Annotated in this window: 11 protein-coding genes; 2 read left to right on the top strand and 9 right to left on the bottom strand. The window is 52.2% G+C overall.

The window, feature by feature from the left end; all coding sequences use genetic code 11:
* Positions 1 to 61 precede the first annotated feature (61 nt).
* Together AC2FJC_RS02195 and AC2FJC_RS02200 are read right to left on the bottom strand one after the other, a co-directional pair.
* On the bottom strand, positions 62 to 562 hold the full coding sequence (locus AC2FJC_RS02195; RefSeq protein ID WP_496738233.1) for a hypothetical protein: 501 nt from the start codon (positions 560 to 562) through the stop codon (positions 62 to 64).
* 607 nt (positions 563 to 1,169) lie between these two features.
* The gene (locus AC2FJC_RS02200) at positions 1,170 to 1,865 is read right to left on the bottom strand and encodes an alpha/beta fold hydrolase (protein ID WP_496738234.1); all 696 of its coding nucleotides are present in this window, start codon (positions 1,863 to 1,865) and stop codon (positions 1,170 to 1,172) included.
* Positions 1,866 to 2,093: 228 nt separating this feature from the next.
* Here AC2FJC_RS02200 and AC2FJC_RS02205 point away from each other — a divergent pair, with 228 nt between their 5' ends.
* Together AC2FJC_RS02205 and AC2FJC_RS02210 are read left to right on the top strand one after the other, a co-directional pair.
* Positions 2,094 to 3,719: a L,D-transpeptidase family protein gene (locus AC2FJC_RS02205; RefSeq protein WP_496738235.1), complete on the top strand. Its 1,626-nt coding sequence runs from the start codon at positions 2,094 to 2,096 to the stop codon at positions 3,717 to 3,719.
* Between the two features lie 112 nt (positions 3,720 to 3,831).
* A complete protein-coding gene (locus AC2FJC_RS02210; RefSeq protein WP_496738236.1) occupies positions 3,832 to 6,576 on the top strand; it encodes an AsmA family protein in 2,745 nt (914 codons plus the stop codon).
* Positions 6,577 to 6,587: 11 nt separating this feature from the next.
* On the opposite strand, the gene AC2FJC_RS02215 is transcribed toward AC2FJC_RS02210, so the two are convergent.
* From AC2FJC_RS02215 to AC2FJC_RS02245, 7 genes are all read right to left on the bottom strand, one after another.
* Positions 6,588 to 7,088 (bottom strand): hypothetical protein, encoded by a 501-nt coding sequence (locus AC2FJC_RS02215; protein ID WP_496738237.1) that lies wholly within the window; start codon positions 7,086 to 7,088, stop codon positions 6,588 to 6,590.
* A 124-nt stretch (positions 7,089 to 7,212) separates the two neighbouring features.
* Complete coding sequence (locus AC2FJC_RS02220; protein WP_496738238.1) at positions 7,213 to 8,826, bottom strand: mechanosensitive ion channel family protein; 1,614 nt, start codon at positions 8,824 to 8,826, stop codon at positions 7,213 to 7,215.
* Complete coding sequence (locus AC2FJC_RS02225; RefSeq protein WP_496738239.1) at positions 8,823 to 10,145, bottom strand: mechanosensitive ion channel family protein; 1,323 nt, start codon at positions 10,143 to 10,145, stop codon at positions 8,823 to 8,825. Before AC2FJC_RS02225 ends, AC2FJC_RS02220 begins: the two co-directional genes overlap by 4 nt.
* 151 nt (positions 10,146 to 10,296) lie before the next feature.
* A complete protein-coding gene (locus AC2FJC_RS02230) occupies positions 10,297 to 11,520 on the bottom strand; it encodes a carbohydrate porin (RefSeq protein ID WP_496738240.1) in 1,224 nt (407 codons plus the stop codon).
* A 62-nt stretch (positions 11,521 to 11,582) separates the two neighbouring features.
* Positions 11,583 to 11,984: a hypothetical protein gene (locus AC2FJC_RS02235; protein WP_299640498.1), complete on the bottom strand. Its 402-nt coding sequence runs from the start codon at positions 11,982 to 11,984 to the stop codon at positions 11,583 to 11,585.
* 236 nt (positions 11,985 to 12,220) lie between these two features.
* Positions 12,221 to 13,447, bottom strand: coding sequence for an amidohydrolase family protein (locus AC2FJC_RS02240; protein ID WP_496738241.1), 1,227 nt, complete (start codon positions 13,445 to 13,447; stop codon positions 12,221 to 12,223).
* Between the two features lie 62 nt (positions 13,448 to 13,509).
* Positions 13,510 to 14,901 (bottom strand): metal-dependent hydrolase family protein, encoded by a 1,392-nt coding sequence (locus AC2FJC_RS02245; protein ID WP_496738242.1) that lies wholly within the window; start codon positions 14,899 to 14,901, stop codon positions 13,510 to 13,512.
* Positions 14,902 to 14,925 lie beyond the last annotated feature (24 nt).

A 14,925-nucleotide genomic window follows, 5' to 3' on the forward strand; every position in this document is an offset into this window, starting at 1 on the left:
CGGAGTCAACACGGCTATGGGTTTTTTGCTATGTGCGAATGCAGGCAGCCTGATTGGAACTTTAGTCTGCTACGCTTCGGACGTCCGCAACTGCGTTTTCCCAACCCTTATCCATCGGCGACCGCATCGGGAAAGCGACAACGGTTTGGTCCGTGAGGCTGGAATTGCTTTCGCTTTCAAACTCGGTATACGCACTGACCCAGAATTCCTGATCGCGCGCGGGATACCCGTTTTCGAAAACCAGTGTCGGGTGTGTGTCTCCGGCGACCAAAAACAAAAGCGCCGTGTACTTTTGTGCGCCATTGGTCAGAACGATGCGACCCAGCGTTCCGTCTGCCAGATTCGGCGACGGCGCGATGCTGCTTAGCACTTTTGATGCGTATGCTTCGGCCTGACCCGACAACACAAGGCCCTGCTCGGCCGGACTGGCCAATGAAAGAGCCTGCCCACGCCACGACCATGCGGCTCCTACTTTCAAAAAAGACTGAGGCGCCGCCTCAAGTCCGTTTAACTCTGTCTGCGTCCACGAAATGGATATGCGACCGCTGTCCCCGGCTGTCATTGTATCCGCCTGTACCTTTCAACAAATCACTGCTTACTGCACCTACTTATCAGGACAGAATCTGGCGGAAAAGAGACCGAAGTGCAGCAATCACGTAAATGTTTCCGGTGTGTCAAGTCAAACTGATACTAAAAGTGAAATTAATTCAACCTTAGATTGTTTCTGACAAACAGCGACGCACTAGCTTCAAGAAAGCCCAAAGCGATTCTCTACTCAAATATTTGTTTTTTAATTGCAAATTAAGCCTAGGGTATTCGCTCTTCATGTACCACCAATTCCACGCGGTATTTTGGGAACCATGATATTCCGCTTCATCCAATGCTATCTAGGCATCCGATTTGAGCCGTCCAATCGTTGCATTACAGCAACTAAATTGTGCAGCGGTGCCAATCTGGACCTGCCCCTGCTTCAACTCATCAATGGGTGCCTTTCGACCGCTTGAGATCAATGCCAGCTGATCAGTTGAAACGCGGGACAACCTGCGGCGCTGCGGCACATCTTCCCCCGAAGCGGTGGTTGAAGTAGGACAATCGGAATGGAAGCAATAACCATTCTAATACGGGCGATTTCGCTGTCTGCCCACTCGTGCAGGAATCGGCGGCCACGTTCAAATTGCGGACATTAGAATTCGGGCCAAGTCTTCAGGCCTATCGATCATCACGTAGTGCCCGAATGGCACCGAAATCGCTGTCCACCCCGACTGATGCTGGTATCGCTCAAAAAACGGTTGGCCAAGCCCTGGGACCCAGCCAGTGGCATAGATGTAGGTCCGCTTTAACACCTTGGTTCCGCCGCTCACCAGTTGCATCGGTTGCTCAAATGTCTTGAGTGGTTGCGCGACATTTCGGCGGTCTACCCACGCACAGTCTGCTCCATTCACCGAAAAAGCCTCCGCTGGGCCCGGCGCGACTTTGCCATCGACGGCACTATCACGAAGCCCTGCCGCGATATCCGCAGGCAACACATCCAAGGCGGCCTGCCCATCGCCCGGCACGAGCGCATCGAGGTACACAAGTGAGCGAATGTGGTCGGGCGCTCTATTTGCGACTCCGGTGACAACCATGCCGCCATAGCTATGACCGCACAAAACAATGTCAGAGAGTTCTTCGCACGTGATCACCCCCAGGACATCCTCGATATGCATGGCCAGATCGGTTTCGTCACTCACGAGATGAGCACGCTCGCCCAGACCTGTCAGTGTAGGGGTAAAAACGTCGTGACCCTCCCTGCGCAGAAGCGCGGCTACGCGAGCCCAGCACCATCCCCCTTGCCACGCTCCATGGACCAATACAAATGTCGCCATAACCCGCCCAACTCCGTCGATACTGCAATGACAGTAGATTCAACAGGGCCGCCTCGTCCACAGGATCGTTTGGACGTTCAGCGTCAATCCCCTGCATATACACACGACTCTCGAACCCTCCAATCAAATGGCCACACTAAAATCATAAATTACGATTTGATTATACATTATGTATGAGTATCCTCCCACATAGAGACAGCATATAGCGCGAAGCCGCAGGAGGTATTGGTGGGTCACGTTAAGTCGTTAGTCGCGATTTCGCTAACTGCATTGGTAACAATATTCCCCAACCCAAGTGTCGCAAACGAGATATCAGAGCAGATTGCTTCTCTACTCGGTGCCAAGTTGGACGTGAGTAGCACGCTACCTGACAGAAAGAGCTTGGATGCTGAAATCCTAGTGCCGCGTTTCTACGAAGAGAGGGGCTTCACTCCTGCGTGGACACGCGATGAATTGGCAGACGAACTCTTTGATGAGTTGGATAGTGCTATAGAACAGGGCTTCAGACCGGAAGATTTTGACTTAGCGGAGCTTCAAGCCGCATTTAAGGCCGCCCAAACTGGCGATATTTCTAATCAAGCATTGTTCGATATTCTGGCAACGGACGCTGCGGTGAAACTGGTTCATCATTTGGTGTTTGGGAAAGTCGACCCAAATGCACTGGACGATGATTGGAACTTCTCAAAACCGGTAATTCAACAAGACCCAGCCGTTGCCCTGAATCAGTTTCTTCAAGGTGAAGGTTTTAGCGCGTTAATCGAACGCATCGATATCGACAATGCGCAGTATACGATGCTTGTCGAAGCACTGAGTAAGTATAGGGCCATTGCTTTACAGGGCGGTTGGACCAATGTTCCGGATGAAACCGTTCTTAAACCAGAGATGGTGGACCCTGCTGTCGCTAAGCTGCGCGAAAGGCTGGCGGCAGAAGGCTTCGTTGAAACAAGCGGTTCTTCTGAAGATGGTGAAAACGGCATAAACACAGCTTGGGTTTACGACGATAACTTGGTGAAATTAGTCAAATCTTTTCAGAGTCGGCATGGATTAGAAGCCGATGGGGTCATTGGCGGTAAGACGTTCGCATCGCTAAACAAACCGGTGGAAGATCGAATTAACAAGCTGCGTCTCAGCTTGGAACGTGGCCGCTGGCTTATGCGGGAAGTCGACGACGAATTCGTGCTGGTGAACATTGCAGGAGCCCGCACATATTTGGTCACATCGGATGGCACGCTTTGGACCACTAGATCAATCACAGGGTCAGCCTATCGAAAGACCCCAGTGTTCCGAGACGAAATCAAGTATATGGAATTCAATCCCACCTGGACCGTTCCCGCCTCGATTTTTCGTAAAGACAAACTTTCGCGCATCCGCAAGGATCCAGCCTATCTGACACGCAACAACTATGTTGTTCGGAACAAGGATGGCCAGACAATCCCCGCAAACGCCGTAAACTGGGGGGCGAAGAACCCCGGCGTGACCCTGGTTCAGCAGCCGGGCCCAGACAATGCGCTGGGTTTGGTTAAGTTCATGTTTCCAAACAAATATGCTGTATACTTGCACGACACAAACGACAAAACCCTTTTTGACCGAAACGAGAGAAATCTCAGTTCCGGCTGCGTTCGCCTTGAGTATCCGTTCGAGTTCGCGAGCCTTCTGATGGAGGGAGAGCCAGATTGGAGCCGGCAGAAGATGCAGTCCATTTTGGATAGCGGAAAGACAACGCGCGTTGATCTACCTGAGCCAATGCCGGTTCTTTTGACATATTGGACAGCGTGGGTCGAAGACGGGGTCGTTCATTTCCGCGAGGACCCTTACGAACGGGATGCCCGTATCCTGGCAGCTTTGGACCGATGAGCACGAAATGCGCGGCGCGCGAGAACCGAGTTACGTGCCCAACTTTTTCAGTAGATTGGCAAACGCCGAATTGCAGATAGACAAAACGGCGTAGGCGACGTCAGGGGGATGCATGAGGACTTGGCTGTTTAGAACAATTGGGATTGTCGTACTACTTGTGTTTGCAACAATCGCACTTGTTTGGTTGCTACTTGCTGCGCCGCTATTCTCGGAGATGCGACGTGACCTGGTCGAAAAAGTCCTTTCTGAACAAATCGGACAACCGATTGTAGTCAACGACGATGTAAGTGTCGCGCTTGGACGCATCACCCACATTTACGTCGGTGGTGTGATTATCCCGAGCCAAACAATGCCGGAAACATCTCTTGCAGAATTGAACCTTCTGGAACTGGAATTGGATGTTGCCGCTTTGGCCAATCGACGTCTGCACTTTGACAACCTCGTCGTTGACGGTCTCCAGGCGAATTTCCTTACAGCTGCTGACGGCACAACAAGTTGGCGAAAAGGCCGACCGACGACAAAACCTGAACCCGAAAACGCCGCGGAAGAGGACAATCAAGAAGCTATAGCTGAGACAGGCGGGTCCAATGAGGGCGACCCAGAAGGTAGCGGGATCCTCTCATTCCTGAGCGACAAGAATGTGGCTTTCACATCCATTGGGTTGAACATTGATGATCAAACCTCTGGCTTTTCTTTCGTGTTTGACCTCCAGTCTCTCGCTCTGGAACAGGTAGAAGAAGGGCAAAGAACAAAGGTATCGGGGACCGGCTCCGTCAACGGTCAAAGTTTCGAAATCGAGGGAGACTATCCTCATAGTGCACCGTTTACGACGCGCGCCAATTTTGGCGAAATGACGGTGAGCTATGACGGCGAACCATTTTCGGAAAGCGAGGGAGGTGGCTATCGTGCTGTCTTGCAGATGGACACTGGTGAATTCGGTGACTTTCTTGAAGTCATTGGGCTGGAGCGAGTTCTGGAAGGGAATGGCCAGTTGCAAGCAGAGCTTGTTTCTCAGGATGCTCTGAAAATCGAGACCTTTACGACCACCGTAAACCTTGAGGACGGACAGCAACTTACAGCAGAAGGATCGATAGAAGACCTCTACACAGCTCGGGGCGTTGATCTGCTATTCGACGCGCGGCTTTATCCTGAGGGGCAGCCGCCGAACGCAGCAAAGAGTTTCCAGGAGCTGAAGTTCACAGCCTTTGAAATGCACATGATAGGATCACTTGCGTCTTTCGAGTTCGAGAAACTTCTGTTCCAAACTAACGCATTTGATCAAGGCCTGGACGTGATCGGGCCAGCCTCTATCGAACGCATTCGCCGCATGCCCGATGGTCGGCTTGCGATGCTGGGCATCGCCTTACAGGCTGGACCCATTGCGGACCCAATTCTAAAGGCCGACGGCGAAATTCTCGACCTGCTTCAGCTTCAGGACGTGACTTTCGAAGGCACACTCAACGGGCCGGCCAAATTGATTTTGCCAAATATGGATGAAGATTTTGTCGATCAGCTCGGTGGCATAAATGCCGACTTCAGCTTGTCCAATGAAGGAGGGCCTGTTTCGCTCAACAGGTTTAATGCAACCACCTATGGCACAGATATTTGGGCGCTTGACCTCGCGCTATCGGTCAGCGAATTGAAAGGGCTGTCAGGCCTTGATTTTGACGTGGAACTGGATGTCAGCGACGGAGCTAGTTTTCTGACTGCGCTTAAATTGCAACCTGTCGAGATTGGCGCACTTGCCGTCGATGCAGTGACGTCGAAGCAGGGCGAGGACTTCACTGCCTCAATCGAGTTTGAAGCCGGTTCGTCACACCTTCTGGCCGCTTTGGATGCAAAATTTCCCGAGGGCGCTTCTGTAATTCGCGGAAACGTTGCGAGTAAAAGGCTCGATTTAAACGATCTAAAAAACCTGACCGCTACGCTGGACCAGCTTAAAAGCTTGGTAGGCGACGCTTCAAAAGATCCTGAAACCGACGTACAGCCCTTGGTTCTACCGAAGGAAACCAACGTACAGCCCCTGGTTTTACCAAAGGAGAAAGGAAAGCCAGCCGATCTTCTGGATGTGCAGCGCGTACTGAGAGAGGCAGACGTCGAGGTACAGATCGACTTTAAGGAGATTGTTGGCCAACAAGGCGTAACTTCTGTTTCCAGCCAATTGTCTGCAAAAGAAGGGACCGTAGATTTTGGCCCGCTCCAGATGGCTTATGGCGGTGGAAACTTCAGCCTACGGGCAGTGATGGATCTGATTGACTCACCTGATTGGCTCTCCTTGTCGGGGTCAACCTCAGGATGGGAATTCGGAGAGATTCTCGATGAACTGGGTATCGGGATAGATGCCTATGGACGTTTGAGTGGTGAGTTTAACGTTTCAGGCAATACCGCGTCTGGCAAAGCGTTTGTGAATTCCATGCGCGGCACTGCTTCTTTATCGATGTCACAAGGCTATGTCAGCACCAGCCTTCTGGAGTTGGCAGGGCTTGGTATTTTCCCATGGCTGTTTTCAGAGGAACTCCGTCAAGGTTACACGGACATAACATGCGTTGTGGCACCAATTAGCATCGAAGCCGGCCGGGTAAGCTCAGACTCCATCGTGGTTGAAACGGGTTCTGTTCAATTGGTGGCCAAGGGCCAAGTGGATTGGGTCAAAGATACTATTGCGATCAGGGCAGAACCTCGTCGAGTTGGCAAACCGCTATCCCGTAGCGCGTGGCCGTTTGACGTGACTGGCCAACTTTCGTCACCGAAGTTCAAGTTGGATGTAGGTGGATCCAGAAACAAGGCTCCGGAAGGTGCTGATGCGATGCCAGCAGACAGGCAACCGTGCGTGCCAGACATGAATCAGCTTCAATAGTCGGTCACGACCTAGTTCTTTAGTGGTTCAGGCTGTTCTGCCTGGCATGCCAAAACGGCCTCGATGGCTTTTGAGGACCCACTTAGATCAAGTTCTACTTCGGCTCCACTTTCACCAATAATCGTGACGCTTTGGCGCTTGCCGAATTCGGTTACAAACGCAGGGTTGTCGAAAAAGGCGTAACCCCCGGGGACGCCATTTTTAAAAACACCTATGGCTTCGCCTTCAAACTTTGCGTCACCAAAATCGAAGTTCACGATGCCGGTTGATCCGTCCTCAATCTGAACCCAGGCCGGATTGTAGGCGGCAAAGAAACCGCCAGCCTGATTGGGTGCGACGCCAATTTCAACTGTCATGTCGTCTTCGAAGGGCTTCCACGCGAGGCAGCCATTTCCTTTCTCGGGGTCGATCAAAATTTTCCAGTCGCCGGACTCACCCCACCGCTCCATACCAGCGGCAAGAGCGCCACTCGCGAGAAGCGTTACCATTGCAGTAAATGCCCAATTGATCATCTGGAACCTCAAAACGTTCTGAAAACTATTTCATTAATCCTACCCATTGCTCTGGATCAATCAAACTAATCCGACAACCTGCAATGGAAGGGTTTAGTGGACCCAGAGTGGACGTGGTATTCTTTTACTCCGCTATATGAGCAAGCTTTCCATCCCATTCTTCGGTGGGAATCTTAGGACTTGGCGGGTCAGCCATGTAGGACGGTGTCATAATTTGCGTACCGTTCTCGTTGAACACTTCCACGATGTTTTGGTGTAGATCAGACAGAATCTTAGGCAAACTCGATCCTCGAGATGTGTATGCGTTAATTTCGTAATTGATGGCATAGTCAGCCAACTGTGTCCAAAGTACAAAAGGCTCCGGGTTTTTCTTCAAACCCTGTGTGCGATGAGCCGCCTCTATCAACATTGCCGTGATTTTTTTTGGCGGCTCCTCGTACCCGATCCCGACCGTTGTGTGAACGAGAAGGCCTCGACCATCGACTTTGCGCGAATAATTCACGACTTCTGAGTTCAACAACTGAGCGTTTGGAATACTGATCATTTCGTTTTTGATGGATTTGATAAGTGTTTCCATAAGCTTGATTTCGGTTACGTCCCCAATCTTGTCTCCGACCATTATTCGATCACCAACATTCGTGCTGCGCCGATAGATGACAAACAGACCTGCCATCATGTTCGATACAACTGTATTGGATCCCAACGAGACCATGATACCGGCAAGAATTGTCAGGCCCTGAAACGCCCGGGAACCTGAGCCCGGGATGTACGGGTAGGCGAACACCAGTGCGATCACGATGACCAAAGCCCTGAACAGCATGTTCGTCGGCGCGATCCAGTGCGCCTCGAAATCTTTGATTTCGAACGCACCGTTCTCCAGGTTGTCAAAGAACAGATCGAGGCCGCGGATCGCAAATCGACATAAGGCTGCAATAATCACCAGCATGATCAGGTTTGGGATGTACCCAACGACAGCCAACACAACATTTATCAATGGCTCACTAACGTACTTTAGAAGAACTTGAGCGATGGCCTGGGTTTCCGCGAAAGACAGCAAAACCAAGGACAGGTAGTAATAGAGAAAAAACAGAAACAGCACCCACATCAAAGCATGAATTGAATAAACGATGATAGACGCGATTGCCCTACTTCGTAGAATTGACTTTGTAGCTTCCTCGACGCTTTCCGCTCTCTTTTCCAAGTTGTTTCTGACGTAGCCCAGAAACTTCTTCCGTTTGGCAAAGAAAAAGTATGACACCAGTGCAAACAACGCCGTCCAAGCGACAGCGGCCAAGGCGCTGTCAACGCGGCCTTCGCTGGATCGCGCTTCCCGGTACTTTAAAATGGCATTTTCGATGGCCTCTGCTTGCAGCCCGGCCAGAACTTCAATGTCCATCTGTTCGTGGTCGGCGTCAGCCTGAGTGGTAATAGTGACCATATGGCCGTCGACGCGTACGAGTTGTCCAAATTCAGCCCGGGAGATTTGGATGTCGACCGTTTTGCTCTCTGATCTATCCGCGACTTGAGCAATTCTTTCTTCAATCTTTGCGGCCCTGTCCGTTGCGGGCAATGCGCTGGATCCGCGGACGACAAAAAGCTCATCCCCATCGACAATAACCGGTGCTATGAATTCGGGATCTTCTCGCTCCTGCTGTGGCAGCAGTATTTCTTCTGACTGGGCCGAGGCTACACTGCAAAGAAGCAGAAAGGACATCACCCATATTACTAATGCTCTCATGTCTTTACTCCTTCCACTGGGATCAGGTGAACATCGCGCTGCGGGAACGGTATTGATATTCCCTCTTGGTCAAACCGCTCTTTGGCTTGTCCTGTGAGGTCCCAATAGACAGTCCAGTAGTCGTCAGACTTGGACCACGGTCGACAAAAGATATTGACTGAATTGTCGCCAAGCTCACCAACAAATATTTCTGGATCAGGCGATTTCAGGCATAGTTCATGTCTTGCGACCAATTCCTTCAGAACATCGATTGCGTGAGCAGCGTTGTCTGAATACGCGATCCCAAAAACCAGATCGACGCGACGCTCATCAGATGCGCTGACATTTGTGATTACGTCACCCCAGATCTTACTATTCGGCACAATGATGATCTGGTTGTCGAAGGTTCGGATTTTTGTCGAAACGACCGACATCTCGTCAACAAAACCAGATGACCCGCCAACCTGAATATAGTCTCCGGTATCGAATGGCTTTAAAACCATGATCATCAGTCCGCTGGCGAGATTGCCTAGCGTTTCCTGAAGCGCAAAGCCAAGAATGAAAGACAATCCACCAAATATTGCAAACAAAGGAGTGACGTTCACACCAAACAAGGCAAGTACAACCAGAATGCCGAGAATAAAGACCGCCCAAAACACTGCGGTCGCAATGAATTTCTTAAGCATCCGCGATATTGTTGGTATCTTTTCAAGACCGCGCTCAGTTAAACGACGCACCATTTTGGCGACAAACATCATAACCCAAACAGCAGCCAAAACACCCAACCCAGCCAATAGAAGACCAGCACCTCCCTCCCAGGAAACCAACCATTGGAGAGCGTTGTGAAATAAAGTCTGTAAATCCGTTGTTTTAAGCACGCCAGTTTTGAGCGCCAAGAGATAATCTGTATGCGGCTTCAGGTCTTCTTCTGCGGCACCCTTTAGGGCCCATTCGTCCAAGACCAGAGTGTAATTATCCAAAATTACAGTGCCAGTATCGTTTATCAAAGAAAGTTGTGATCTCAGGTCATCTTCTTGCGCTTCGTTTCCGGCCTGAAGGCTAAGATTGATACGGGCAATTTCTTCAAGTTGGTTGCGGACATGGTCTTGCCAGGCAAAAGCAATTTCCGAAAGCTCATCAGTCGTCAGCGGAACAAGCAGTATCTCCAGGTCACCGGCAGAAATTGATTTGTCGGCAACCTGAGTTAAGAGATCTTCTTGCTGTACCTCGGCAGGTTCCTGTTCACTCGCCGCGTTCTGTGCGTACGCTGGAACAGCGTTTGACGTCGAAACCGCCGCAGCAAAGAGCAAAATAACCAAACCGTAGATGTATCGCGTCATGACACTAAAGCTCCCACATAAAGACTGAAGAGATCATAAGGAGACCGAAAAGGTCTGCCATCAAAAATAGTTGGGGGCGACCCACTCACTTGCCGCCCCCGCCCGCTCCGGCCAAAATGAAGCCCGAACGGAAACTGCTACCCGGCATTCATCAAAGATTGACCCTCAGTCTCAGTCCCAAGACCAGCGGGTCGTTCGAGTTTGATCCGGGATTTTTCAGGTATTGCACGTCTGCCGTCAGTGCCAGATTGTCGGCCAAGTCCAAACGGAAGAAAGCTTCAAGTGTCGTTTGATTGGGCAATCCTGGTGTCGTCAGGTCGGCAACAGTGGCCGCTATGCCAAGGAGATCATCATAGGGGCCAGGTCGCCACATCAAGCCTGCGTTGACTGCACGCTTGGCCAACGCACCGCCGCCATTGGACCATCCCAGCCGTCCGAAGATCATCAGTTGGTTGTCGAATGTATGGTTGGCAGAAAGTGTGGCTCCATATGTTTCCGGTACGCCAACTTGTTGGCGCGCATCCGTGTGAAACATCCCCAGATGAACGTTTGTCAGAAATCGTTTTGATTTTTCGGGCGTCCAGCCGATCTCGGCGTATTTGTAGAATTCGCTACCCCCGGAAAACCACTCAATGTCTGTGAGAGACCCATTGGCATCGCTGACCACCCCTAACGCATAAATTTGATCCGTCAGGTAGCCGCCGACCGTGACACCAAAACCGGGATCGGGGATTGGCAGCACCGGGCTAAACAGGATTGAATAGTTCGAAAAGGTCGTCCTTGGGTTCACGTAACCCAGAATGTCAGAGTAGTCGCCCGGATCGATCCGACCCGCCACCACTCCTCCTCGTCCGTTTGCGAAGGCTTGTTGCCAGTAAGCTACCGACAAGGTCGTGTTCGTGTCCCCAAACGTGACCGCAGTTGCCCCTTGATATCCAATTTGCGCAGGCAGTGCTGAGGGTGCAATGGACTGGCCCAACCGGTGTCGGTTCTCCAGAATAAAGACAAGGCTACCCGGGTTTTCACCACCCCGGTTTGCCAATTCCCACGTCCCAATCATCCTGAGCTGACCGGATGCAGATTCGTCCTGCCCGGTCAGGCTGTGAGAACTGCGTTGGTATAGCGCTTGGTAATCAAAGCTGAGCGCCAATCCGGTGTTTTCCCGAAATCGACCCAAAGCGGTTTCGGTTGGATCAATGGCACGGTCCAAACCGGGCCAACGCGAATCTTCCAGCCGGCGCAACCTGTCTTGCTCCTGCTGCGCGCTGGCTGATCCCGGACCACCCAACGATACCTGGGCTGCGGCCTCCAGTTTCGCCTGAGCAGAATTTTCCTGGGCATCAGCAGCACCGCCAAATAGTGCAAAGGCGCTCAATAAGGCAGTGGCAAGGGTCGGTCGTGGTGGAAGATACGATCTCTGGTGCGACAAGCCTCCAATCACTTAACGTCATCCACAGCTTTGATTTCGGGAACACGTTCCAGCGCCACAGCCATGTCGGCGCTGCTCATCAATTCGATCATCTGGTAGTCATCCAACAAGCCGTCGCCGAGGCGGCTGACATAGAAGGCCTGGATAAAGCTTGGATCGTCTGGCAGTGAAACGGTGATGTAGTTCTTCCCGTTTCCAAGCCCCCAGTAATAGCTCAAAAGCTCTCCACCGAGCGCTTCGATCCCGCCCTTCACCGAGGCTGCGCGATCCCCCGGATTGGCGATCTGCATTTCCCAAGCGGTGCTATTGGACGTGCCAATGAACAAAAACGTACGCATGCTTTCGGCGTCTTCAGCAGCGGCAATTGAACCACAGATCGCCATAAAGACGCCAAGGCTGAGATGTTTCACAGTCTTTCCTTTCAGGGAAGGTTTCTTGGCTGAAGTGTGGGGTTATCAAAGATAGACCACCCCACTTTCCTTTATTCCAGCGTATTCTTGTAGAATTTGCCGTCCTTCATGATGACACGGATGGTGTCGAAACCTTCTTCACGCGGTTCCGCGTCAAACCATTTCGGTTGGGCCCCCAAGACAGAAAGATCTTCCAGCGGGTTGCCATCGACGATCAGGATATCGGCGTAGGCTCCTTATTGGATCACCCCCAACTGCTCCGGATAAGGATTACGTTGGCCAGTCAGCTGCGCCAGTTCGCCCGCGGTCGACGTAGCGGAGACCAGCATGGCATGATTGCCGAACCAATCAGCAAACTGGTACTTTTCGAAATCGCGATGGGCACGGCCCTGATCGAGCGTTGACAGTACTGTATCAACGTTGTGCACGACCTTGGGTTTGTATTTCTTGACAAGCGCGATGAGATCCTTGCTTTGGTCATGTGCAACCGCAAGCTTGATGCCTGCTGGCGTACCCGGTGCAAAGTTCGGGTGCTCAAACAGGATCGGTGAGAACCCGGCGGTGTTGAGGGACCAGAATATCCCTTCATCAGCCATTCGTTTCACGGTTTCTTCTGTGACCATCTGGCCGTGTTCAATGACCTTGACGCCCGCATCCAGTGCCATTTGGACAGTTTCGTCCGTGTAGGCATGCGTGAAAGCATAAGTGTCAAAAAAAGCCGCAACGTCGACCGCTGCCTTTATTTCTTCCACGCTGTATCCAACGGACCAAAGCGGGTCCAATTCCGAGGAAACTCCGCCGCCGACGGTTAGCTTGATTTGCGTGGCCCCATAGCTGAGGTTCCGGCGCGCGGCCGTTCTGATTTCGTCTACGCCGTCTGCAACGACCGCGAGATTTAGTTCTTCCACCTGTGCGACGGGGCCACCTTCTGCCCGGGCACGAGGGCTGCGCCAGTCCGTGTGACCAGATTGTGGGCCGATGCACGCACCGCTCGGGTAAATCCGTGGCCCGACAAGGATATCCTGATCGATCAGCTTTTTCATCGCATCACCTTGGCCACAGGCATCGCGAACCGTTGTGTACCCATCCATAAGGTAATCACGCGCGTTTGCGACCGCCATCGCGCCGACGCCGTCCCAATTCGCATATTCCGCGCCACCAAAGCTTGTGAACAGACCGGTCAGGTTCAGATGGACGTGGCTGTCGATCAGCCCGGGCATCAATGTGCGACCACCTCCATCCACAACCGTCGCGCCAGGCGCGTCGATAGCCTCGGTGGACACTTCTTTGATCAAGTTGCCTTCAACCAGAACGCTGGCGTTCTCGATCCGCGCCTCATTTACTCCGTCAAAGACATGGACGTTGGTGAACAGGGTTTGTGGCAGGGTGTCCTGCGCAAACGCAGCAGTGGCAGTGAAAAAAACCAGGCTCGCGACGGCAGCCGTCTTTGTCGAAATATTCATGTCCTTCTCTCCCTTAAAATTTAGTGCGCGGGGTGCCGAGGTAAGTTCACCCCACGCGACACTCAGTCGAGTGTGTTCTTGTAGATCACGCCATCTTTCATGATGATCTTTAGATTGGTGTCGGGATCGGACAGCAGCAGGATGTCCTCCAGCGGGTTCCCATCAACCAATAGAAGATCGGCGTATGCACCCTCTTCGACCACACCCAGCGGGCCGTCCTGATAAGGATTGTTCAAACCTGTAAGACGGTTCATGCGCGCGCCGTTGGACGTTGCGATGCGCAAAATGTCGAAGGGTGTGAAATTCGCTTCAAGCAGGTATTTGAACTCGTCGCTCATCTTCTTGTCCTGCTCTAGCGTTTGGTCCCAGTTGTTGATGAGGTCAGTGCCCAGGGTGTAGAGATCGATCATGCCTGGCGTGGTTTGAATTACTTCAATCATGTTGGCCGCGGCATCCCGCACCGTCTTCCACTTCGCAAACGACGCGGGTGTGTAAAATGCTTCGGCCTGCTCGGTGGAGACCGAGTAGACCGGAGCCACGGCGGTCGCAAACATGATCTGTTTTTGAACCATGACCTCGGCCACTTCCGGAGTCAGAAACGGGATGTGTTCGACGGTTTTCGCGCCATTGTCGATACAGTTTCGGATCGCCTGTTCAGTGAACACATGGCAGGTCACATAAGTGCCCCACTGTTCGGCGGTTTTGACTGCCATCTGGATTTCATCGGCTTGGTACTGAAGCGAATGCAGGGGGTCGAACTCGGACGTAACACCGCCGCTGACCATAATTTTGATCTGGGTTGCCCCGCGGCGCAGGTTCTCGCGTACAGCCATCCGGATCTGATCCGGCCCATCGGCTATAAAGCTCATTTCACTTTCGACCCAATGTGATGGTCCTTGCCCAGACAGTGTGGGATGCCGGTCGTTCAGTTTACGGAAGTCCGCGTGCCCGGATGTCTGGGTGATGAAGGCTTCAGACGAGTAAATGCGCGGCCCTGGAAACATGCCGGAATCTATAATGCGAGCGATGGATTTTGCTGGTCCGCCTAGGTCCCGGACAGTGGTGAACCCATTCATCAGGATGCGTTCAGACCGAATTGTCGCGACGCCGCCAAGGTGAAAGGGTGTTATATTCTGGCGCAACCCATCGCTGAGAGGGTTGAACAACGTAAGATGCACGTGTTGATCATGCATTCCGGGCATCAGTGTGCGCCCACCACCGTCGATGATTTGCGCATTGGCGACGGCAAGCGGCTCAGTCGAGACCTCGGCGATCAGGTTATCAACGACCAAAACATTTGCGTTCTCGATCCGCGCTTCGTTCACCCCATCAAAGACATGAACATTTGTGAAAAGGATCGGGAAACTTTCTTCCTGTGCAGCGGCATGAGTTGGAAACAGATGGCTCGCAGCTAGTACTGCGGGCACAAGTATGCGCATCAGACATCCGTTCATCAGGGCTCCTATCAACAAGAATCG

The organism is Ruegeria sp. CDSB117, assembly GCF_059611005.1.

Coding starts and splice junctions, on each gene's coding strand:
- AC2FJC_RS02195 (WP_496738233.1), bottom strand. CDS start 562: ATGACAGCCGGGGACAGCGGTCGCATATCCATTTCGTGGACGCAGACA.
- AC2FJC_RS02200 (WP_496738234.1), bottom strand. CDS start 1,865: ATGGCGACATTTGTATTGGTCCATGGAGCGTGGCAAGGGGGATGGTGC.
- AC2FJC_RS02210 (WP_496738236.1), top strand. CDS start 3,832: ATGAGGACTTGGCTGTTTAGAACAATTGGGATTGTCGTACTACTTGTG.
- AC2FJC_RS02215 (WP_496738237.1), bottom strand. CDS start 7,088: ATGATCAATTGGGCATTTACTGCAATGGTAACGCTTCTCGCGAGTGGC.
- AC2FJC_RS02220 (WP_496738238.1), bottom strand. CDS start 8,826: ATGAGAGCATTAGTAATATGGGTGATGTCCTTTCTGCTTCTTTGCAGT.
- AC2FJC_RS02225 (WP_496738239.1), bottom strand. CDS start 10,145: ATGACGCGATACATCTACGGTTTGGTTATTTTGCTCTTTGCTGCGGCG.
- AC2FJC_RS02240 (WP_496738241.1), bottom strand. CDS start 13,447: ATGAATATTTCGACAAAGACGGCTGCCGTCGCGAGCCTGGTTTTTTTC.
- AC2FJC_RS02245 (WP_496738242.1), bottom strand. CDS start 14,901: ATGAACGGATGTCTGATGCGCATACTTGTGCCCGCAGTACTAGCTGCG.